Raw genomic sequence first — 20994 nt, 5'->3', positions numbered from 1 at the left:
GGCCGACAAAGTGTCGCCGGTATTTTTTATTGAGATACAGGTGCAGCAAATACAGCGGTTGCACTCATTCCCGGAATTAGATTTGGATTATCCTGCAACGAGACTCGCAGCAGGACGGTTTGGCTGACCGCATCAATTGCTGGACTGACCGCCGCGATCGCGCCTTCTGCACTCACAGGCGGCTCATCAATACTGAAGTGGACCGACATTCCGGCCTCAAGCCACGTCAACCAGGCAGCAGGTACAACCACCTCTGCCTCCAGCTGCTGATCCGCGACCACTTCAATTAACTCTTGCTGCTGGCGAATGTTTTCATGCGCCCGTGTCAACACGCTGACAACACGACCATCCCATGGCGCTCTGATTTCGCATCGGTCTGTATTCAAATCAGCAATTTTCAATTCGGCAAGTGCCTGAGCGTACTCAGACTGCGCAAGCGCCACGTCCATTTCACCAATGGAGTTCAATGCACTTAATTCACGTGCATTGTCGCGCTTGATACGCGCCGCTCTGACCTCTGCCGCTACCCTGGACTTTTGAGCTTCATACAAAGCACAGTCCAGCCCCACGACTACATCGCCTTTGGAGAATCGTTCTCCCACCTTGAAAGGCAAGCTGGCAACGCGGGCAGCCAGCTCACCGGACAAAATAGCTCGATGCGGAGCCGTGATTACGGCCCGCGCTTCGAAGGTCTGAGCTGCCGCAAGGGGTGACAGCAGCCAAGTCAAACAGGTGGCAACAACACCCGTTGACAGCTTTACTCGCATCAAATCACCTTATCTTCAGAGGTGTCGCTTTCCGTTTCAGCGGACACCTGAGCACCCGTTTCAGGCTGCTCGGACTGCCACGCACTGAAGCGCTCCCCGATCTGCTGGCTCAGTGACTCCAACGAGTAAGTAGCGTAGTCCTCCGGCAGCAAATCCATGCCCATGCTGACGTACATGCGGCCATAGCTGTTCTGCAGGTCGGCATAGGCCACATCACGCCGCAGTTCAGCCAGCAGGGTATTCAGTGACTCGCGAATGAGGTCAAGTTTCGAAGTACGTTTCAGCTGGGCAGCATTGCGTGTTTGATCACCGATACGTTCAGCTACGCTCAAGTAGTCCCCGGCAAGATCAAAGCTTTTCATCGCTTCCTGGTAACGAATGCGTGCCAAGTGAACCTGAGTCAAAACAGCCATCGAAGCAGCCAAACGCTGCTCTTCCGCGAGCGCTTCACGGGTTTTGGCCATGCGGCGCTCGGCACCCACTTTGAACACATCAAACAGATTCCAGCTTATTTGTGCGCCAAAACTGGTCCAGTCCTGATGCAGCACATAGTCACTGCTGTCGTTGTAAACACCCGCAGTCAGGTTGATTCCCGGAAGCATGTCGATGATGGCTGCACGAGCCTCGGCCGCCGATATACGCTTCTGGTAATGGGTTTCAATCAGCTCAGGACGCTGCTGCAGGGCAAGCTCTTCCATTTTGTACACTGGCATTGACAGCTGAGGCACAGTGAAGTCGGGTGCCTGAACATCGGCCAGGTCAAACTGCGTGCCTGGCTTGAGGCCCATCAGACCTGCCAGTTCGGTTTTTGCACCCATCAAGTCCTGGCGCAAAGACTGCAGGGCACGCAGAACATCAAGCAGCTCGCGCTGGTAATACAGTGCCTCCAACGGCGGCAGCAAGCGCTGGCTTTCAACCTTCTGTGAGTCTCGCAGGGCACCGGAGGCTTCATTAATCAACGGATTGATTTTGCCAAGGAGACGCTCAGCAGACACCGCACGCCAGTATGCTGCGCGAACATCCTGCGTGATGTTATGCAGAACCTTACGCTCACGCTCTTTGCTGATCAGATAGCGGTCGGCATGCTGCCCCGCACGAACATAGGAAAGACCAAAATCGAGCACATTCCAGGCAAAGGCCACATCATACGTGCCCCTTTCTTTATCCTGGGACACAGAGTAACTGCCACTTGCAGGCGTCAGTTCGCCGGTAACGGGATCAAGGGTAGCGCTCTGCGAGGCTGCATATTCATCACGCTTGGAATACCCTGCCGATGCAGTCAGACTGGGCAGCATCTCGTGTGAAACCAGATCAATTTGGCCCTGAGCCAAAGCCGCTTCCAGTGCTTTCAGCTTTCTATCGCGATTATTTACAACAGCCCGAGCGATTGCTTCATCAAGAGAAATAGCGCTTTCAACAGCCACGTCCTGGGTCAGCAACTCAAGGTCCGATTGGGCAGTTGTCGCAAGCTGATCAGTTGAAATGCTGTTCGGTGTAACAGAACAGCCAGTGATGGCCAGAGCAAGTGAAGTGGCTAGCAGAGTCTTTTTAAACATTATACGTCTGTCCTTTACGCCGAGCTGAAGAAAACGAGTGTTTGTTTTTATAGCAGATATACAAAGTGGAAAGCTGACCAAAGCTGACATCTGTTTGTTATTTTTTTGCGACAGATCAAAAACCACCCAAACCACCCCGAAATCAGCGCCGATTACCCAAACAGAAGCAATCAGGTTAAGATCCGCATGAGTTTCCTGCGCATAGAAAGAAGGCTTACGCCCCATGAGTGACGACATCAGCCAGCACATAGACCAGATGATCCGCCACGATGACAACCCCGGCGGACAGCCTCTGCCTGAGTCATTTGAAGCGCTGGAACCGGATCAAATCGCGCTGCTGCTGGAATCACTGCCACTGGATGCACGTCAGCATGCCTGGGAGCATGTACCGGCAGAGCTGCATGCAGATGTACTGGTCGCCATGCGTGGCGAGGCACGCGAGAGTCTGCTGCGTCACTTTGACAGTGCCACTCTGGATCAACTGATTTCGGACCTGGATGCCGAAACGCTGATAGAGCTGGCCGAGTCTCTGCCTGAAGAGGTGGTGGATATCGCGCTGGCACGCATGGATGACAAACAGCGCACGCATTACGAACAGAGCGCCCGTTACGACGACAACGCCATTGGGCGCTATGTTGACCATGAACTGCTGATACTGCCGCATAACAGCCGCGTACGAGATGCTCAACGACTGCTGCGGCGTGCGGTGCCCGAATATACCGAACACCTCTGGCTGGTGGATCGAACTGGCCGCTATACCGGTGCGGTTCCGATCACAGCCCTGTTCAGCGCGGCCTCACACCTGCCGCTGACAGAGCTGTGCGATTCTGATCTGGAGCCACTTCAGGCCGAAACCGAGCTAAAAGAGGCCGCCGACCGCTTTGAACTGGCGGCCGTAGCCGCACTGCCGGTGGTGGGTGACAACGGCCTGCTGTTGGGTCGCATGCCGCAGCGCCTGAGCACAGAAATTCTGCATGAAACCTACGAAGCCCAGTTGATGGCTACAGCGGGCCTTAATGAGGAAGAAGACCTTTTTGCGCCGGTAATGCGCAGTTCACGCCGCCGCGCAACCTGGCTGGGCATCAACCTGCTCACTGCTTTTCTGGCCTCCTGGACCATTGGCCTGTTTGAAGGCACGCTGGAGCAGATCGTGGCCCTGGCCGTACTGATGCCTGTCGTGGCTTCAATGGGCGGCATCGCCGGTAGCCAGACGCTGACATTGATCATTCGCGGCCTGGCACTGGGGCAGATCACCACCGCCAACATGATGCCACTGCTGAAAAAGGAGCTCAGTGTAGGCGGCCTGAACGGTGTGCTGTGGGCACTGGTCATAGGGGTGGTAGCATCGCTGTGGTTCAGCAGCGCCGCCATTGGTGTCGTCATTGCGCTGGCGATTGTGATCAACATCGCCGCTGCCGCGCTCTCGGGTGTCCTGATCCCGGTGGTACTCGAACGCTTCAAGATCGACCCGGCCCTGTCAGGCTCGGTCATCCTGACCACCGTGACCGACGTGGTGGGCTTTGTGGCTTTTCTGGGACTGGGAACGCTGCTGCTGTTGTAACCGCTACGACAGCTTGCCCAGACTGAACACCTCACCGGCACTGTCCAGCACCAGTTCGGCACTATGCCCATGCTCTATCATGCGAGCCCGCTCCACCAACTGATAAAACAGATTGCGCGCCAGCTTGCCCTCCATGCCAAAGCGAATCATCAGATAAGGTGAGGGCTCGCCGGTTTTCGGATCGGTCTCGACCCGTATCGGATGTTCAGCATCGGCCCGTACCCGGTCGCCAGTGGACGTGGTAAAGATCAACTCCGGCCCGTCATCTCCCACTTGATGCTCCACCTGGGTGACCCAAAAAGGCACATCATCCACCTGTATGCCGACTTTCTCGACCGGTGTTTTCAGAAAATACTTATCCCCCTCCCGCCAGAGCACACGCGCAAACATCCTGACCATCGCCTCGCGCCCAATGGGAGAACCCTCGTAAAACCAGCGCCCATCCGCCGCGATTCGCATATCAAGATCGCCACAGAACGCCGGGTTCCACTTTTCCAGCGGCGGAATCTCAGCCTCGCCTTTCAGTTGCGAGCTCAGCTGCGCGGGGTCAAACGTTGTACTCATGAAGATGCCTCACAGAGTCTGCAGAAGATTTCATCATCCTCTTCACTAAAATGAATATAATTCACAAAACAATCAAGACCAACCGGATAATGGAAAGCCACCATGAGCGATACCCTGCAACATAAATTTGCCGACCCTCACCGCAGCGTCTGTTTTGTGGGCACCACCCCACCCAAGGCCAGCACCGAGGAGATGCAGATGCAGGAGATCGCCGAACGCCTGCTGGCCAGGCTGGACACACTGGAGTATGACGGCCTGATCGTCTACGACATCCAGGACGAGAGCAGCCGCATTGACACGCCGCGCCCCTTTCCCTACATGGAAACCCGTGACCCGCGTGACTATTCACGCCTGCTCAGCCAGAAAAGCGGCAAACCGATCATCACCTACAAAAGCGTTGCCCAACGTGACCGCGCCGATTTTGAACACTGGCTGGAACAAAGCTGGAATGAGTACGGTGTGCGCAACCTAGTACTGGTGGGCAGCCCCTCATCTGAAGGCGACATCAAGCTGTCACTGAGCGAGGCCTACACCGCCCTGCAGGAACACCAGCACCCGTTTCATCTGGGCGGTGTGACCATCGCCGAACGCCACGCGGTAAAAGGCAACGAGCACGAACGCCTGCTGGGCAAGATGAGTAACGGCTGTGAATTTTTTGTATCGCAGGCTGTATACAATGCACAGGCCACCATCGACCTGCTCACCTCCTATGCCCGCAGCTGCAAGGAAAAGGGCCTTACACCACAGCGGATCATTCTGACATTCACCCCCTGCGGCAGTGCCAAAACGCTGGAGTTTATGCAGTGGCTGGGCATATCGGTTCCAGAAGCCACCCGCTACCGCATTCTGGATGCGGAAAAGCCGCTGGCGGAATCGATACGTATCTGCCAGAACAACCTGGAACAGATTCTGGATGCCTGCCTGCCGCTGGGCCTGCCGTTGGGGTTGAATATTGAAAGCCTGACCAACCGCAAAGCCGAAATTGACGCCTCAATCCAGCTGTATCAGTTGCTCAAGGCTACCCTCGACCTGCGACTGGCCGAACGGCACCTGGCTCAGGGCTGAGTAGGCTCATCCTGTTTAGCTACAGACGTGGTTTGTGACTCTTCCAATCGCGCCTGTAGCTTCTCCAAATTCCGACGCGCCGTATCGTATTTATCTCTTTCCCAAATAACCACTGCACGCTCAAAATCAATGTCGTATTTTACCGAACGGAGAAAATCCATTCCCAGCAGACCATCATATCGACCAGGCTGCTCATGTTCGATAACACTGGCAGAGACCGACTGCAACTTGTAAGGGCCCACTTCAAACCGGTCAAGTGTCACCTTTCGAGTTTCAATCATCGCCCCGCCGGCAACCTGTGCCCTTCCGCCCTTGCTTGTCCCTACGCCAAGCCCACGTAACGCATCATCGTGAATAATCGTAGAGGTCGCGCCAGTATCGAGAATCAGACTCAAGGTGGTATTCCGGCGCCCAACCGTCACCTTGACAGGCACCATCACACTATTACCCTTGATTTCAACCGAAGTTTCCAGCTGACGCATGTATGCACGCATCGAATCAATCTGACTTTCAATTGACTCATCACCTGTACCATCAGCACTTGGCAGCTGGGCAGTTTCCACTTTGTTATTCACCTGACGGCTTTGTTTCACCACAATGTCATCACGGTACTGTGGAGGTATCTGACTCTTCCGGTCCACATAAATTTTGCGTCCGTCTTCATTGACGTAGTGATAAACCTCAGCAAAAACTGGCTGAGCTGAAAGACACATACCCAATAAAAAAATACACTTTTTCATCCCTGTACTCTCCTGACTATCAGCCGCCTGAAAGTTTCACCTTGTAGCCTTCAGCTTCCAAAGCCTGCCTCAACACTTCACGATGATCGCCCTGAATTTCGATCACCCCCTCTTTTATCGCCCCGCCTGTACCGCAACGCTGCTTCAGTCGTTTGGCCAACACTTTTAACTCTGCACTGGTAAGCGGTACACCACTGATAGTCGTAACCCCCTTACCCTTACGCCCTTTTGTTTCGCGACGAATCCGGACCACGCCATCAAGTGTAGCCAAACGTTCAGCTTCGCTCAGCTCGTCACACCTGCATTGCCCTTTCGCCTCGCCACAATCCGGACAGTGCTGACCACTTTCAGTTGAATATACCAAGCCACCGAGTTGGTCACGTAAACTAGCCATAGCGTACTAATACCCTGAATACTGATTCTGATCTAAAAACCAAACTCTATTATGGCGCTTAAAGCCCAACCCCACCAATTTGGCGGGCAAGATAACTCGCATAGTTATCAGTCATGCCTGAGATAAAATCCAGTGCTCTGCGGTAGCTATCGTAAAGCGGCCAATCAGCCTCAGGGGCATGTATGCCCATCAAACTGATAATCTTCTGGCTGCGATACCCCAACCCGCCACGGCCTTTGCAGTTTTGCTCATACACCGATTCCATGAATGCATCCAACAGAATGCCCAGTGTTGTATAAGCGCCCACTTCAAGTTCCGCCTTGCGCGTATCGGGGAACACCCGCTCACGCGCCACACGTTTGGCGGTGCTGATCCCCTCCCGCACCAAAGGGTCACCATCCAACAATAATTCACCGCTGTACGCACCCGTCATGATCGCCTCATACCGCTGTACAAACACCTGCACTACCGAGTTGACCATATTCTCCATTGCCTTACCCCGTAAGGCAGAAATCTTGCGACGGGCTGATGCCTGAGACGCAAAGATGGCATCATCAAATTCAAGATCGCCACACAACAGCAATAGAATCTGTTTTACATCTTCAAAACTGAGAATATGTAACTCTATGGCATCTTCGAGATCAAGGATGGCATAGCAGATATCGTCCGCTGCTTCCAACAGGTAGGCCAAAGGGTGGCGGCACCAGCGTCCCTCCCCCTGAGAAACCAAACCAAGGTCACGCCCCAAGGCATTCAGAATTTCATGTTCAGAGCAGAACACACTGAACTTGCCTCGCCGGCCTGCATGCTCCACTTCCCAAGGGTACTTCAATAGCGTGCCCAACGTCGGGAAGGTTAAACGCAGCCCGCCATCAAATAGATGGTTTTCAATGCGTGTGACCACCCTGAAGCCCTGTGCATTACCTTCAAACACCTGCAGGTCCATCTGCTCAAGCTCAGACAGAGGCTCTAAACGCTGGTCATCCTGATGGCGACTGAACCAGTCACGAATGGCATATTCACCGGCATGGCCGAAAGGCGGGTTACCAATATCATGCGCCAGGCAGGCCGACTGGACGATCATGCCCAAGTCATGCGGAGTAACCCAAGGAGGCAACTCATCCGCTATCAGCTCACCTACTCGGATACCCAGGCTACGGCCAAGGCTGCCGACCTCCATCGAGTGCGTCAGGCGGGTATGAATATGGTCGTTGAGGGCAAAAGGATGTACCTGCGTCTTGCGGCCAAGACGACGGAAGGCGCTTGAAAAAATGATCCGATCATGGTCTTTATGGAAATGCGAACGCCCGACTTCATCGGGCGTCAGCTCTGCATGACCGTAGCGCTGGGTTGTTAACAACTGCGCCCATTGCATCACAGGATTACCAGCAATCGTCGACACTTCCTGATGTAACTGCCTTCACCCCGGCCTGATTCACGGACAGGGTCCCACAGCGGTCACCTGCCATGATTCCCTTGGGAACGGCTTGCAAAGTGTAGTTCTGTGCATCCACATTTTGCAGCTGCAAATCATAGAACTTGGTATTGCCATCCCTTGGTGCCTCATTAAAGGGCAACACAGGCGCATTGGCTGCAGCATCAACATACCGACCGTTTGCTGTGTAGTACCGTTCCATAAACTGGGCCAACTGCACAAGATTAGCCCGTGCATCGGAACGTCGCGAGTCTTCGACGTAGCGCTGATATGCAGGATAGGCAATGGCTGCCAATATCCCGACTATCGCGACTACAATCATAAGCTCGATCAGGGTGAAGCCTTTCGTTTTCATCATTTAATCAACCGATGTATGTACTCAAGTTTATAGGGCTCCGGTTTTGAAAAGTCTGCGTCAAAGAACACTTGATCACCCACTCTAAGAGAAGAAGCATCAGTCTCGATGTATTTACCTGGCCACGAGACGATCTGCCCCACCTTCGTAGTCAAATGAATCTGAAAATGAGAACCGTCAATGGTAATAATCCGTGTACCTGTATCAACGCTTTCAACTATACCAGAGCCTTCTTCCTCAGGCCCACCCGACGAAGTCACCTTCTCGGCATGGGCTGTCATAGCAACAACCATTGTAAGCCCAATCCAGACTGACTTATTAATATTCAGCATGCTAAAGACCCTTTCAATAATGTTCTCGCCAGCTTTGGCGACCAAGAGCACCTGTACCCGGATTTTCAGTGATTACTGTATCTTTATTGATAACTTTGAGCTCTGTATTTTCATCAATCGCGATAATAGTCGGTTCAACTATTTCCTGATTAAACTTCATGCCGCTGGGCACACCTCGTCCGCCAGGAACAACATCAAGCCCATCGAAACGACTATCCTTGTTAAGATCAAAGACTGAATACGACAAAGCACTGCCTGTGACAGCATCAAGCTCCATCAACCAGCCCTCAGACTCACTTTTGCACGGATCCTCCTGGATCAGCGGAATCAATGTGGTAAATATAATCTTACCGTTACGCAATATCGGATTACGGGTTGAGCGCTCTCGCGTTGTCGGCAGGTCCATATACCAACCTCTGTGGCTTGACCAATTTGGCTCATGCTTGCTTGTTGTACGCAACGTATAGGTTTCAGACCCATAAGTCTGCACACCTTCATAAAGCACGCTCTGTTCGCGCATAGAGCTTCTACTGCTTACACGATCACTGTTACTACCCTCATTTTTATCCCATACCGCGTAGAAACTTTGACCATCTGTACTACCGGCTGTTTTATCAACTGTTTCCAAATATTTGCCAGTACCGAAGAAAACCAGGAAACCTCCTTTAGGATGGCGAGAAACTGTAGGGCGAACAGTAATCGGCTGCCGATTGGATGAAGTACAAGTATTACCATGACAAGCAGTAAACAACGGCAATTTATTCTGGCCTTGTGTATAAGCCACATCCCACTGACTAGTATTATCAGATGTTAAATCAAACTTCCATAAATTACCAAAGAGGTCACCCGCATAAACATAGTCAGCAATATTATCGTTATCAATGTCTACAGGTGCCACCGTAGCCAGGCCATTAGGCCTTTCATTATTAGTTGGATCATCGTCAAATCCAATGCCCGTATCAATTTTTTTGATCAACGCACCTGTAGCGAGGTCAACAACATATAAAACCGCATTACCTGTGCTGCTGACCTTACTATCAAAATCGCTATCTGTATTGTTATAACCATTACCAAAGACAGCGGCCCACGTGCCAGTACTAAGTTTTATAATTGCAGGCTGACTGTAGGTGTACCCCAAATCAGGGTCAGTAAATTCCCACATAAAAACATTATTGGCATTTGCTTCGTTCAAATTTGAAGGATTTGTTACATCCAACGCAAACACGGACTGACCGCCCCGATTTAGCCCTGACACCAACACAGACTTCCAACTATTGCCTACATAGGCATCAACCACTGTCGGACTTCCATCAACATAAAATCGATGCTCATACGTTTGCTTAGTCAATTGAGAAAGCTGACCCATCAGGTTAGAAGGAATAAAAGCAAAGCGTTCAACACCAGTATTTACATCAAACGCATGCAGCATCCCGTCATTTGCACCTACGTAGATCATTTCATCCCGATTTTTATTAGACTCTTTAAAATCTGAATAGTTATCCGCCTCCAAATCATTAGGGTAGCGGAACGCTGGTGCTCCTACATATTTTGGCGCTGAATATACAATATCTCCCAATACCGAGCGCCTTTCACGAAAATTATGTACTGCAACCCCTTCCAGTGAGCGGTCGCCACGTATGTACTTGAGAACATTTTCATTATTTTCAAGCAAGTCACGCTCTTCAGTATTGAGAACATTCCAGCGGAAAGCACGTCCCTCGTTACCTCGATTGTATATAATTCGACGTGAATTCCAGCCCGGGATCAGGTCAGCCGCATTCGTCCAGGCTGGAACCAGTTGCAAATAAGTATTACTTGAAGGGTCTATATCATACCTATAAGCACTCAGATTGCCTGACCAATACTGGCTATTGTATTCGGGAAATATTGAGACCGTATCCTGTGTTAATGTGCCTTGGGTCGATGCGGACGCAGCAGAACTGAGGACTTTATCAGAAATATCAGCGAGTGCACTCTTAAGTACGGCTGTTAGCTGCTCTGCATTGTTAGCTGTGTAATAGCGACCATTACCTGCTTCAGCTGAAGCCTTCAGTAAAGGGTGATCAAGCGCAAAACCTACCGTATATGTGTACATATTTTGGCGCAAGAATTCAGGATCATTATAGCTCACACCTGCATTGTCATTACCCGATGTTTTCATATCCAGCTCCCAAGCAAACTCGGCAATGTCATCCAAGTAAAGGCTTGAGCCATCATTATTCCAATCAGGGAGTACTTTTGGTATTCCCACTATTGTATCACCGGATATATTTTTGCTTTCAAAACCATCTTCCGTAGGCTCACCATCGGTTATAATAACCGTAAAGTTTTTCTGACAGCGATACTGTATGGGTGATCTAAAATATGGTCGATCACCCCATATTCCGCGCAAACCTCTGAAGTAACGTGTGACTTCATAATAAGTTTCTGAAAGTGGTGTCCAGGTTTCACTATCAAGATCATCAATAGCATTATGAAGCGTTGATGTACCCGCCCCACATTCAGCTACAATTTTACCACCCTGTGAGTTGTAAAACTTTGTTATACCAAAACGTACATCTTCAACATCATCAACGATTGACTTGGCAACAGTTTTAGCAACTTCCATCCTATACTCATTGGGCAAAACAGATTCTAAATCAGTCGAGTAGGTTGTTGCAAAGTCATCCAAAACCCATTTAATGTAATGCCCGTTGTAGCGGCTACTTCTACCACCAACAGGATCAGGCAACTTAACCCTTACTTGATTAAAGCTCCCATTATAAAAAGCAAATACATACCATCCACTTTCTCTACGAATGTTGCTAAGCGTATAATCACTTCGGTTATTAATATAATACCAACTACCGTTATTATTGCGATATACCCAATCATTACCCGCTGTATAGTCAGAGTTGGGTATAGTGGTTGGGTCATAATCCTCATGCCAAATAACATTATTCATGCTGCCGGAGTTATCAACAACCATCATAACATTGGGATCTACGCGTGAAGACAAAACGGTCAGAGGCTCATTGGGTATTGAAAGATTATTAACAGCAAGAACCGACGGACTAAATAAAATAAAAAACAGCATTCCTACAGAAATATTTGGCCATTTCATATTAGTCACCTTAATTAAAGCGTTTAGCATAAGTAGTCTCTAATACAGTCGTCGAGTTGACAGTTTGACCACGCCCCTCAGAAATAACCCTGTAAAAATCACGCCCTTTGCGCACATCAAAACCAGTTACCAGGTCATCTGGGAGAAACTCCATCTCTTCCATTACCATGACAGGATCGGACGATACATTTTGCATATCTTGAACACCCTCATCACCATATTCCATGGCCACAGCACCAAACGGAAAACCCAAGGTCAAATCCAAGTCGCCAGACTTGGTTAACCACCCTGCAATAGGAGGTGCCGTGCTCAATCCCCGCAGCCAAGCCTCGCGCTCTCTCAAGCCAGCTTCTGCCGCCTGAAAGGAAATATTTTTATCACGCAGGTTGCCTGACATCTTCTCTTCCATGGTTGTTGTTTGCATGGCCCCAAATCCTATGATGGCTATCAAAATCAGCATGATCAGCGCAACAACCAATGTTGCACCCCGCATTCTTTGAATTGGCCTGATTTCTCTCATGGCAACCGGTTCCTGATTCCTACATTTGTCGTGAAGACCCTTCTGAGGCGGCCGTCGCCTGGGTCAGCCAGTGCATCCCAAGGTACTGGTAATGCCTGAGCCTCATCAATGACATTTGTTGAAAGACTTGAGGCAAGCAGATTCACTTGAACAGCCACAACATCATCCCAGTCGGCTACAGCACCTGCTGCCACATAGCGGTCTGCCGTTTGGTTACCATCAGTATCTTCACCGTATAGCAGCTGCATGTCTTCAATACCGTTAACCAGTTCTTCATCGACCGCAGCGCCTGTGTTAAAGCTCGCACGGCGAAGCGCTGGCTGGCCGTCTATGCCATTACCAATGTAATAGGCTGTACTTTGAAACAGGAAAATCTGCATAGAGTCATCATAAGCATGACTCCATTCTGTATTAGGATTTTTGTTGCCCGGGGTACCGCTCGCTGGTCTTTGAATGCTTTGTGCGTTTGCATTATTGCCTTTTTGAAACAGGTCACAGCCTTGCGAGTCTCCTACAAACATTATAGTACCTGCTTCAATACCACTGGGCCCATCAAGTGAGATAGCCGCAGCATTTGCGGGTGTATTACCACTCGCCGTCACACCAGAAACAGTAGATGCACTCTTCAACATCAGCACATCACCTCTCACGTACTCAGGCAGAGCTGCCGCAAGTGTACCTGCTGAATCATCCCAGCCAACAATGGGATCATTCAGATCAAACAGGGTGTCATCATAAGCAGCGCTGCCTTCATCAAGCAGGTTGTTTACCTCACCTTGGCAAGCCGATTTAAAGCCTGCCTGGCGGATATCCCGCGACAAAAAGAAAATGCCAAAACGTCCACTTTCCTGCACACGAGACAAGGCCTCAGTTGTTGCCGCCGTGCGGGCACCACTGAGGTACACCGTCAAGACCCCCATCAAAATAAGCAGACCAATCACAAGAGCTATCATCAGCTCTACCAGGCTCATACCCGCCTGCGCTTTGGGCTGTTTTAAAGGCTTGTGCTGCATACTTAAATGTCCGTTTGGAAAGTCAAGGAACCAACGTCCGCATCATCGCTGGCATCTCCAGCATCATCCACCACCTCACCGCGCTGATCGTTCCAGTTGATGGTAATTTGAACCGCATTATCATTTCGTACAACGTTCGCTGCCGCACCACCACCAAGGGTAGCGGCCAAACGCGCATCCCAGTTGGTACGATACCCACCTGCACCATCATCGAAGTCACCGTCGAGCGCTTCAAAGCGTTGTGCCCGCATGGCATCAGCCAACTCGTAAGCCAGAATAGTAGCTTGTGATCGCAGGTAGGAACTTTGATTGCCCTTAAGCGTGTATACCTGCATGGACAGCAATCCCAGTAACCCGATGGTGATAATCAGCATTGCGATAATCACCTCAACAATATTGAAACCCGATTGCTTTGCAATAGGTGTATACGATTGTCGCCTCATCCGATTCTTCATGGGCACCCTCCTTTAAACACCGACCCTGTTGGCCTGAGGCAATAATTTTGTGACTCACCGTGCACATTTACTGAAAAGCCAACAGCAGGGTCCGCCCGGCCATCACGCGAAAAGGTGATTTGATTCGCACCTGCCGCTACAGCTGCAGTCGCGACCGGGTCCCAGGCACGAATAACCTGCAGCACATTTCCTCCCGCATCCATCTCAAGCACCATTAGCCCATCAGCCCAAGCAGCGTCCCCACTGCAGGCCGTACCGGCAGCGTTTCGCTCACACAGCACAACCCCCCCACCGGCCGGTAACTCACGAGTGATTGCTTCAGATCGTGCAAGATTCACGGCAGCAATGAAGTCATCATTGGCACGGTTGAGACGACTGTTTTCGAAGAAACTTTGAAAGCTGGGAATGCCAATTGCGAGGATGATCGCGAGAACTGCGACCGTCACCATCACCTCGACCAGAGAAAACCCTGCATCAAGCGTGCGACGTACATTCAATGAGTATTCGGACTCCACGCTATATCTCCTTTAAGCGCCGACATACGCTCATTATGGCAGAGAACCGACAGGCTTACACAGCAGCAGCCAAGGCAGGGAAGAAAACCCGCCGACATGGACTACTCCGTCGGTCCTGAAGATTCACCGTTGCAACCTCTATCGTGCTTCAACAGCCTTCCTGTCCACAATAAAGCAACATAAAGACCAAATAGCAAGTTCAACTGATGCATTACCGGTTATATATTGATCAGAAGCAAGAGCATGCTAGTCAGACCCCGTATAAAAGCCACGAGGCGAGCGCTCAAGCACATGACGGTGAGAACCTTTGCGCCCGATGCCTACCTTGATGACAACCATGGGCTCTTCATCTACTCCGCCAGCCTGAACAGCGTGGTGCGAAACATCTTTTACGCGATAACGGTCATTTTCAAACACAACAAACTCTCCAACCAAGGGACGCGCCGCCAGGTTGACGTTGGCTTCATGACCATCTTCGAAGCACAACCTTGCATGAAACACTTACCCACTCCTTGTGTGACTGCCATACAAACCCGAGTATAGCATTTTGCAGCCGGTTCAGTTCCGCCCTGCCACCTTACCGTTAACAAGGTACACGTACTGACGCTTTCCATCGCGCTTATATACCCACTGCTCACGATACTCACCAGACTTGTGCTGTGAACGATTAATTTCCAGAGGACGGCCCCAGGCATCACGCACGTCGCTTTCGGTCATCCCGATAATCACCTCACGGTTGAATTTAGCTGAGGTGATGCGATCTTTTCTGGCTTGTTCGCGCTCTTTTGCCTCTCGCGAAGCAACAGCCTCACGGGCACGCTGATCAACTATTCGCTCTGATTCACGGGCTTTATGTTCACGTCGCTGGATATATCGCTGAGTATGATCATCCAGCGTATGATTGGCGGGCTTATCTGCAGGCGCTGGAACATAAAGCTCAACCGGCCTGCCGCCTGCCTCACAGGGAGTGCTTTGGTAGACTTTGCGGTCGCCGACGGTGCAGCTGTATACCTGTGCAGCGGCTTGCTGAGTCGTGAGTATCAGTGCGACCGCAATGGCGGCTGCAGTAACTGGCTGTAACATGGCCTCGCTCCCTGGCTTCTCAAGATCGGCGACTCAATGCTTACCCAACAGTACCTCAAGGCTCTCGGCTGCAAGAATGCCTTTTGTCCAAGCATCCAACTGATCGGACTCTGCATGATGGATTCGCTGTGCAGCCCAGCCAGGTAACGGGCCGAACTTCAACTCAATCAAGGCAACCAGTGTTTCACGGCGACCTTCAAGACGACCTTCTTGCCGACCACGCTGGATCCCGGCCTGCTCGCCCTGCAGGCGCTCTTTCTTGACCAGATTCTCTAAATTTTCGGCCAACATGTCTTTGTCCTCTACCAAACTGTTGAGCTGATCCAGATGCACATCCGCGCCCAGGCGCTTCAGGTGACGCTTGATCCAACGGGTAACTATCCGGTCGGTGCGGTCCTTGTGTGGGTCAGCCTGAATGATCGCGACAACGCGGTCAACAGCACGCTGCAGCGATGCCCAACTATCGCCTGCGTTCTCGACACTGAACATTCCACTCAGGGGCGTCGTTTTCAGCCCGAGCTCTGCGTCTGAATAACGCCCCTCATCCACCAGATAGTAGCGCAAATGCGGCTGATAGACCCGCAGAAAAGCCGGTGGTTCCGGTTGAACCAGGTCATAGATATCCTGTTTGGCCGTCCAACGCTGCGAACCGTTATACAACACAATCGGCAGCACAGGGGGCAGCCCTTGCGTGGGTGTTGCCTCCTTGTGCTTCAGCAGGTGATCGTAAAAACAGGCAACGTAGTGCATCAGCCGGATCGGCATGGTCTGATCCACCTGCGATTGAAACTCCAGCAGGATGTACAGATAGACCCGCTGGGTGATGCCGTCCCAGCTGACCTCGACCGACCAGACGACATCTTCAAACTTCTCTTCAAACAAGGGCGTGATGTAGTTGCCGCTGTGGTTCTTCAGGGTACTGAAGTCCATAATCCGTGAAATTTCGGGCGGAAAAAAGCCCTCGACCAACTGCTGAACGAACTCAGGGTAGCTAAAAACCTCTTTGTACCCGGTATCGTGGTGCTGACTTGCCATGGTTACTCCTGTTTACCACTGTGCAGTCGATTGATATCAGCCCAACACGGCTCAATGCTTACCCAACAGCACCTCAAGGCTCTCGGCCAACATATCTTTGTCCTCTACAAGCCTTGGTCTCCAATTCGGGTCGAAATACGTTAAACTAATCAACGTTCAAGTGACAGCCACGCTTTCGTCTACTGACAAAACCGGGATCGTTCCAATGACCACAACTCCACCCTACACTCTGGATCTAACCCCTTTGCGCGATGCCACTCCCCTTGCCTGATATCGAAATAGAACCCCACCACTGGGCAATTGTGGCTGACATCCTCGAACAGCAACTGCCCGAGCATGAAGTATGGGCCTTCGGCTCAAGAGCGCGGCACAGCGCCAAACGTTACTCTGATCTTGATCTGGCGATCATCAGCAACGAACCTTTACCGCTTCAGCTGCTGGCCCGCGTGAACGCGGAGCTTTCCGACTCGGACCTGCCATGGCGCGTAGACCTTCTCGACTGGGCAACGACCGGGGAAGCGTTTCGCAACCAGATAAGGCAGTGTTATTGCGTTGTTAAAAAACGCCGGTAAACATGGAGCAGATGGCGGTATTTTACTCTGCCCCCCTTTTTCCTCATTTTTGCTCTCACTGCCCTGCATGATTCATGATGTATTCACTCAAAGCACGACGCGCCAGGTCATTGAGTGAAATATTTTCTCGGCTGGCAACCACACTGGCAGCCATATGAAGATCGTGACCGACCCTCACATTGAACGATCCCTTACAGGGAGTATCGGGCGCTTTACCAAGCGCAATACAATCTTCAAGATAGCCATCAACCGAAGCCCTGAACTCATGCTCAAGTGCTTTTAGATCAACGGCTTCATATGTGACCAAATCGCGGATAAATGCCAGCTTTCCATATAGGGTGCCACTTTCGATATCTGGCTCGATTGTACCCAGATACCCCTTATACTTGAGATATGTCACAAATAGCCCTCCCGCTTTAACGCAGCGCGTACATCTTTCAATGCGCCGCCTTTAATATGGTTTTCTGGATGAGGCTTGTGCAGACGCAACATATGACCAGTATCCGCGTTATAAAAACGCACCCGTGAGCCTGCCATTTCCTGCATTTCATAGCCCAGACGGGCAAGTAACGTAACAAGGTCAGACCACGCAAACGTATTGCTTGCAGACGACAGCTTGGACAGCAACTTTTCACTCTTACCCATCGAACCTCCTGTTCTTGCGACCAACTATAGTTGCAAAACATCATGCTGACAAGTTAGCTCTGCTGCCAACAGTTACCGTCACAGAGTGGAAGGCAAAAATTTACTCTGACCCTTTTTCCAACTTTTCTTCAAACAAGGGCGTGATGTAGTTACCGCTGTGGTTCTTCAGGGTACTGAAGTCCATGATCCGTGAAATCTCGGGCGGAAAAAAGCCCTCGACCAACTGCTGAACGAACTCAGGGTAGCTAAAAACCTCTTTGCACCCGGTGTCGTGATGCTGACTTGCCATGGTTACTCCTGTTTACCACTCATCAGTCTCTTTTTATTTGATCACTGTACTGCATGACTCACGATATATTCACTCAAAGCACGACGCGCCAGGTCATTGAGTGAAATATTTTCTCGGCTGGCAGCCACTGGCAGCCATAAGCCTCCGATAGATCAGTTATCTTCAGTAACAGCTTGCCACGTTTGTGTTGCTTGATTTCTTGAATACCTTGGAGGATCTCAGCCCCCCCCAAAAAATCCCGGTTACACATCTTTCTACCTGCCAGACCGGTGTTCCCCGACCTCTTCCAACCGTTCAGCCAGCCAGACTTTGATGATTGACTGACGCGTCACGCCGAGCCGATTAGCCTCGCGATCAAGTGACTCAATCATCCACGTCGGGAAGTCGACATTGACACGGCGTTGCTTCTGGTTGGGACGGGACACCGTTGCCATATCCAAATCATCCACAATATCCAGTTCGTCATCATCAAACTTTTTATCGAACGCCTTAGCCTTCATAGATTGCTACCTCTGCCTTTCGTGAGCGCCTGACCGAAATAATTCTGATAGCTTCGCCACGATACGTGATCACAGCAGACCAATGCTTGCCATCAATTCTACCGACCACAAGAAAGCGCGGCTCTTCTGCTCATCATACTCGAAGTGTCTCATAGGTATAAAAAATATACCTAAATACACCCATTAACAAGCCAAGATGCTTTTGGAAAAACACGAAAGTCATCAGCCGACTATCGGTTAGTTTCCGCTCAGGGTTGCGATGCAGCCCTTCAACATGTTGCGCTTTGCGACAACTTGTCGCAAGATAAGACCAAGCATAAAACCAACGACAAAGAAACTGAAAAAACACTGATAACTGAAAGAAAAGTCCGCTTACAACGCAATGAGGAAAGAAAAATGGCTACTAGTGTCCGCCTTGACGACGAGTTCGTTGAGGACGTAAAAATTCACTCAGCAGCCTCTCACCGTACAGTGCCGAAGCAGATTGAACACTGGGCGAAGATTGGGCAAATTGTCGAAGACAATCCAGATCTTACCTATGAGTTCATCCGCGAGGCGCTGATCGCCCGTGAGGCTGTCACCGCCGGTCAGGTAACCAGGTATGTCCGGAGAACAAAACGCACAACACGTTAAGGTGTATGAGAGCCCTGTCTTTAAGAAGGCGCTCGATAGACTCCCTGATGAAGATGTCGTCATCATTGAGGATGAAATAGACACCATCATTGACGATCCTGAAATCGGGGAGCAGAAAAAAGGAGACCTCAGCTATCTCCGCGTCCACAAGTTCAGCCTGAATGGGCAACAGGTTCTACTGGGCTACAACTGGCAAAAAGAGCAGCTTACTCTGCATCTTCTGAACATAGGCCCGCACGAGAATTTTTATGAGAAAGCCAAGAAACGGCGCAAGGCCGATCTAAAATTCATCAAGTGATTAATTTCACAGGGAGTTCACGCTCTTGGAGACCATTACTCAAAACCGCGTGTCGTTCTCGCAAGGGATGCCGTCACGGTCGCCATCCATTTTGGTATTGGGGCAGTAACGATTGAAGTATTCGGCTTCGGCTCTTGAACGCATTTGGCTGCAGTGTTGCCGACCGTCACAGGTGAAGGTCTGTGCAGGTTTTACGGATTTGGAGGTAGATACGGGCGAAGGCTCGCGTGACACTGTGCGGTGTGTAGAGATAGCGTGCGTATCAGGGATTGTCGCTGATGGCAAAATACCGCGATTCTGGTAGTAGCTCCAGCCTGCTACCGCGATCAGCGCTGCAATGATCAATTTTCTCAAGACTATACCTGTCAAATATCGTTATGCATCCGTTGCTTCAATGTAGCGGATAAGGCCACATGGCGGAATGATTAATTTTACTCTGACCCCTTTTTCGAATGGCGAGTCGATTACAATGAACAACGACCGCACTCATCACTGGGCTATCAGACACCGCTGGAATTCGCCTCAGCATTTCGGAGGCAGATAACAGAATCAACAACCAACGACATTACCAGAAGCCGGTTGGATTAAATGTTGGGGGCAGGTCATGGGCCCGTACCCTTTTCTCCTTCTTCCTCTTCATGGCAAAACAGACCCATCCAGCCGGCACACGCTGTTAGAATCCAAATCACAAAAAACACCGATATCGCCTGATCCTTGAGGGTATGCAGTCACGTTGGTCCTATCAGGTGACAAGGTGATACGAGAGCATGCAGAAGTGACAGGAACAGGCAAGGAACTGGCTGCCTCATTGAGCGCAACAAAGACAAGATTACTGAAGCCTTTAGCTTCTGCCAAGCATGCGTTATTAGCAGAACGCCGGATATTATCAAGATATGCAGGCAAGGAAATCGCTACCAAGACACTGACGATTGCAACAACCGTCATTAACTCGATTAAGTTAAACCCTTGTTGCCTGCTCATCACACCCTCACCTATAACCAAAATCATTATCTAGTTTTCTAACTACATATTTCCACATTTTGCTAGTTATTGAACCGGTGGCAATTTAGGTCTGCCAGATCCGGCTGAAAGCCTCACGGTTACTGGCATCTTTCCGACAGAAACTGCCGCCGGGTTAATATAGTGCCTTCAACAAAAAAGCCCCTAAATCGGGGCTTATCATTTCTGAAAGGGATAACCCTTTAGTTACCTATTACCAGCTACCAGTGCAGGATGCCGATGCTGTACAAGTAACTGTACCAGTACCCGGCAGGGCAGATGTGGCACCAATTGTCGGTGCGGCTGCAGGGGTAGCGCCTGCAATCACGCCAGTAATTGCACTACAAGCAGTCGGTGTAAATGCAACCATATTCTCTTGCTCAGAGAAGGCGATTAAAGCAGAGTTAGCGACCCCCTTCGCTTCAGCCAAGCATGCATTATCTGCCGCCTTGCGGGTATAATCTTGATAAGCCGGCAGCGCGATCGCAGCCAAGATACCGATGATCGCTACAACGATCATCAATTCGATCAGGGTAAAACCCTTCTGGTTATGGGTCATCATCTG

27 protein-coding genes and 3 pseudogenes are annotated in these 20994 nt (G+C 50.6%); 6 read left to right on the top strand and 24 right to left on the bottom strand.

All coding sequences use genetic code 11. The annotated features are described in order from the left end of the window. Positions 1 to 26 precede the first annotated feature (26 nt). Positions 27 to 767, bottom strand: a complete 741-nt coding sequence (locus ACAM29_RS00845; protein WP_369622865.1) for an efflux RND transporter periplasmic adaptor subunit — start codon at positions 765 to 767, stop codon at positions 27 to 29. Continuing rightward, complete coding sequence (locus ACAM29_RS00840) at positions 767 to 2323, bottom strand: TolC family protein (RefSeq protein WP_369622864.1); 1557 nt, start codon at positions 2321 to 2323, stop codon at positions 767 to 769. Before ACAM29_RS00840 ends, ACAM29_RS00845 begins: the two co-directional genes overlap by 1 nt. 223 nt (positions 2324 to 2546) lie before the next feature. Here ACAM29_RS00840 and ACAM29_RS00835 point away from each other — a divergent pair, with 223 nt between their 5' ends. Continuing rightward, entirely contained in the window at positions 2547 to 3884 is a 1338-nt protein-coding gene (locus tag ACAM29_RS00835) for a magnesium transporter (RefSeq protein ID WP_369622863.1), read from the top strand. 3 nt (positions 3885 to 3887) lie between these two features. Here ACAM29_RS00835 and ACAM29_RS00830 read toward each other — a convergent pair whose 3' ends face one another. Further along, on the bottom strand, positions 3888 to 4448 hold the full coding sequence (locus tag ACAM29_RS00830; protein ID WP_369622862.1) for a DUF1285 domain-containing protein: 561 nt from the start codon (positions 4446 to 4448) through the stop codon (positions 3888 to 3890). A gap of 102 nt (positions 4449 to 4550) precedes the next feature. Here ACAM29_RS00830 and ACAM29_RS00825 point away from each other — a divergent pair, with 102 nt between their 5' ends. After that, positions 4551 to 5513: a methylenetetrahydrofolate reductase gene (locus ACAM29_RS00825; RefSeq protein WP_091824742.1), complete on the top strand. Its 963-nt coding sequence runs from the start codon at positions 4551 to 4553 to the stop codon at positions 5511 to 5513. Here ACAM29_RS00825 and ACAM29_RS00820 read toward each other — a convergent pair. The 13 genes from ACAM29_RS00820 to ACAM29_RS00760 form a co-directional block, all read right to left on the bottom strand. Beyond that, entirely contained in the window at positions 5504 to 6253 is a 750-nt protein-coding gene (locus tag ACAM29_RS00820; protein WP_369622861.1) for a TIGR02281 family clan AA aspartic protease, read from the bottom strand. The two genes, ACAM29_RS00825 and ACAM29_RS00820, sit on opposite strands and share 10 nt — an antisense overlap. A 19-nt stretch (positions 6254 to 6272) precedes the next feature. Continuing rightward, positions 6273 to 6647, bottom strand: a complete 375-nt coding sequence (locus tag ACAM29_RS00815) for a translation initiation factor Sui1 (protein ID WP_369622860.1) — start codon at positions 6645 to 6647, stop codon at positions 6273 to 6275. 58 nt (positions 6648 to 6705) lie between these two features. Beyond that, positions 6706 to 8022 carry a deoxyguanosinetriphosphate triphosphohydrolase gene (locus ACAM29_RS00810; protein WP_369622859.1) on the bottom strand — a complete coding sequence of 439 codons (1317 nt, stop codon included), beginning with the start codon at positions 8020 to 8022 and terminating at the stop codon, positions 6706 to 6708. Positions 8023 to 8029: 7 nt separating this feature from the next. Next, positions 8030 to 8440 carry a type IV pilin protein gene (locus ACAM29_RS00805; RefSeq protein ID WP_369622858.1) on the bottom strand — a complete coding sequence of 137 codons (411 nt, stop codon included), beginning with the start codon at positions 8438 to 8440 and terminating at the stop codon, positions 8030 to 8032. After that, positions 8437 to 8769, bottom strand: coding sequence for a hypothetical protein (locus ACAM29_RS00800; RefSeq protein ID WP_369622857.1), 333 nt, complete (start codon positions 8767 to 8769; stop codon positions 8437 to 8439). The genes ACAM29_RS00805 and ACAM29_RS00800 overlap by 4 nt, the downstream gene beginning before the upstream one ends. A 13-nt stretch (positions 8770 to 8782) precedes the next feature. After that, positions 8783 to 11872, bottom strand: a complete 3090-nt coding sequence (locus ACAM29_RS00795) for a pilus assembly protein (RefSeq protein ID WP_369622856.1) — start codon at positions 11870 to 11872, stop codon at positions 8783 to 8785. 10 nt (positions 11873 to 11882) lie between these two features. Further along, positions 11883 to 12392 carry a PilX N-terminal domain-containing pilus assembly protein gene (locus tag ACAM29_RS00790; protein WP_369622855.1) on the bottom strand — a complete coding sequence of 170 codons (510 nt, stop codon included), beginning with the start codon at positions 12390 to 12392 and terminating at the stop codon, positions 11883 to 11885. Continuing rightward, positions 12389 to 13405: a PilW family protein gene (locus tag ACAM29_RS00785; protein ID WP_369622854.1), complete on the bottom strand. Its 1017-nt coding sequence runs from the start codon at positions 13403 to 13405 to the stop codon at positions 12389 to 12391. Before ACAM29_RS00785 ends, ACAM29_RS00790 begins: the two co-directional genes overlap by 4 nt. A gap of 2 nt (positions 13406 to 13407) precedes the next feature. Next, entirely contained in the window at positions 13408 to 13860 is a 453-nt protein-coding gene (gene pilV / locus ACAM29_RS00780) for a type IV pilus modification protein PilV (protein WP_369622853.1), read from the bottom strand. Beyond that, on the bottom strand, positions 13857 to 14375 hold the full coding sequence (locus tag ACAM29_RS00775; RefSeq protein WP_369622852.1) for a GspH/FimT family pseudopilin: 519 nt from the start codon (positions 14373 to 14375) through the stop codon (positions 13857 to 13859). The genes pilV and ACAM29_RS00775 overlap by 4 nt, the downstream gene beginning before the upstream one ends. A gap of 246 nt (positions 14376 to 14621) precedes the next feature. After that, positions 14622 to 14876 (bottom strand): hypothetical protein, encoded by a 255-nt coding sequence (locus ACAM29_RS00770; RefSeq protein WP_369622851.1) that lies wholly within the window; start codon positions 14874 to 14876, stop codon positions 14622 to 14624. A 57-nt stretch (positions 14877 to 14933) separates the two neighbouring features. Next, a complete protein-coding gene (locus ACAM29_RS00765) occupies positions 14934 to 15458 on the bottom strand; it encodes a hypothetical protein (protein WP_369622850.1) in 525 nt (174 codons plus the stop codon). A gap of 33 nt (positions 15459 to 15491) precedes the next feature. After that, positions 15492 to 16493 (bottom strand): Rpn family recombination-promoting nuclease/putative transposase, encoded by a 1002-nt coding sequence (locus tag ACAM29_RS00760; protein ID WP_369622849.1) that lies wholly within the window; start codon positions 16491 to 16493, stop codon positions 15492 to 15494. Positions 16494 to 16756: 263 nt separating this feature from the next. On the opposite strand from ACAM29_RS00760, the gene ACAM29_RS00755 reads away from it, so the two are divergent. Then, positions 16757 to 17065, top strand: coding sequence for a nucleotidyltransferase family protein (locus ACAM29_RS00755; protein ID WP_369622848.1), 309 nt, complete (start codon positions 16757 to 16759; stop codon positions 17063 to 17065). A 55-nt stretch (positions 17066 to 17120) separates the two neighbouring features. Here ACAM29_RS00755 and ACAM29_RS00750 read toward each other — a convergent pair whose 3' ends face one another. From ACAM29_RS00750 to ACAM29_RS00730, 5 genes and pseudogenes are all read right to left on the bottom strand, one after another. Further along, positions 17121 to 17465, bottom strand: coding sequence for a type II toxin-antitoxin system HicB family antitoxin (locus ACAM29_RS00750; protein WP_369622847.1), 345 nt, complete (start codon positions 17463 to 17465; stop codon positions 17121 to 17123). Further along, positions 17462 to 17710, bottom strand: a complete 249-nt coding sequence (locus tag ACAM29_RS00745) for a type II toxin-antitoxin system HicA family toxin (protein WP_369622846.1) — start codon at positions 17708 to 17710, stop codon at positions 17462 to 17464. Before ACAM29_RS00745 ends, ACAM29_RS00750 begins: the two co-directional genes overlap by 4 nt. A gap of 100 nt (positions 17711 to 17810) precedes the next feature. Further along, positions 17811 to 17999: an Rpn family recombination-promoting nuclease/putative transposase gene (locus ACAM29_RS00740; RefSeq protein ID WP_369622845.1), complete on the bottom strand. Its 189-nt coding sequence runs from the start codon at positions 17997 to 17999 to the stop codon at positions 17811 to 17813. A gap of 254 nt (positions 18000 to 18253) precedes the next feature. Next, positions 18254 to 18499: a CopG family transcriptional regulator gene (locus ACAM29_RS00735; RefSeq protein WP_369622844.1), complete on the bottom strand. Its 246-nt coding sequence runs from the start codon at positions 18497 to 18499 to the stop codon at positions 18254 to 18256. Next, a pseudogene (locus ACAM29_RS00730) lies at positions 18489 to 18614 on the bottom strand (BrnT family toxin); the annotation flags it as partial. The gene ACAM29_RS00735 and the pseudogene ACAM29_RS00730, both read right to left, overlap by 11 nt. 281 nt (positions 18615 to 18895) lie before the next feature. Between ACAM29_RS00730 and ACAM29_RS00725 the strand changes: the two are divergent. Together ACAM29_RS00725 and ACAM29_RS00720 are read left to right on the top strand one after the other, a co-directional pair. Then, complete coding sequence (locus tag ACAM29_RS00725) at positions 18896 to 19132, top strand: hypothetical protein (protein ID WP_369622843.1); 237 nt, start codon at positions 18896 to 18898, stop codon at positions 19130 to 19132. Then, positions 19101 to 19430, top strand: a complete 330-nt coding sequence (locus tag ACAM29_RS00720) for a type II toxin-antitoxin system RelE/ParE family toxin (RefSeq protein WP_369622842.1) — start codon at positions 19101 to 19103, stop codon at positions 19428 to 19430. Before ACAM29_RS00725 ends, ACAM29_RS00720 begins: the two co-directional genes overlap by 32 nt. Before the next feature lie 39 nt (positions 19431 to 19469). On the opposite strand, the gene ACAM29_RS00715 is transcribed toward ACAM29_RS00720, so the two are convergent. Beyond that, the gene (locus tag ACAM29_RS00715; protein ID WP_369622841.1) at positions 19470 to 19784 is read right to left on the bottom strand and encodes an excalibur calcium-binding domain-containing protein; all 315 of its coding nucleotides are present in this window, start codon (positions 19782 to 19784) and stop codon (positions 19470 to 19472) included. Positions 19785 to 19880: 96 nt separating this feature from the next. On the opposite strand from ACAM29_RS00715, the pseudogene ACAM29_RS00710 reads away from it, so the two are divergent. Next, positions 19881 to 20018, top strand: a pseudogene (locus ACAM29_RS00710) (integrase core domain-containing protein); the annotation flags it as partial. 48 nt (positions 20019 to 20066) lie between these two features. On the opposite strand, the gene ACAM29_RS00705 reads toward ACAM29_RS00710, so the two are convergent. Next, positions 20067 to 20411: a type IV pilin protein gene (locus tag ACAM29_RS00705; protein ID WP_369622840.1), complete on the bottom strand. Its 345-nt coding sequence runs from the start codon at positions 20409 to 20411 to the stop codon at positions 20067 to 20069. Between the two features lie 463 nt (positions 20412 to 20874). Beyond that, positions 20875 to 20988: pseudogene (locus ACAM29_RS00700) on the bottom strand (prepilin-type N-terminal cleavage/methylation domain-containing protein); the annotation flags it as partial. Between the last annotated feature and the right edge of the window lie 6 nt (positions 20989 to 20994).

Source organism: Marinobacterium sp. BA1 (assembly GCF_041155135.1).
Lineage (GTDB): Bacteria > Pseudomonadota > Gammaproteobacteria > Pseudomonadales > Balneatricaceae > Marinobacterium > Marinobacterium iners.
The sequence above is the reverse complement of the archived record's forward strand: the minus strand, read 5'-3'. Positions and strand labels throughout refer to the sequence as shown.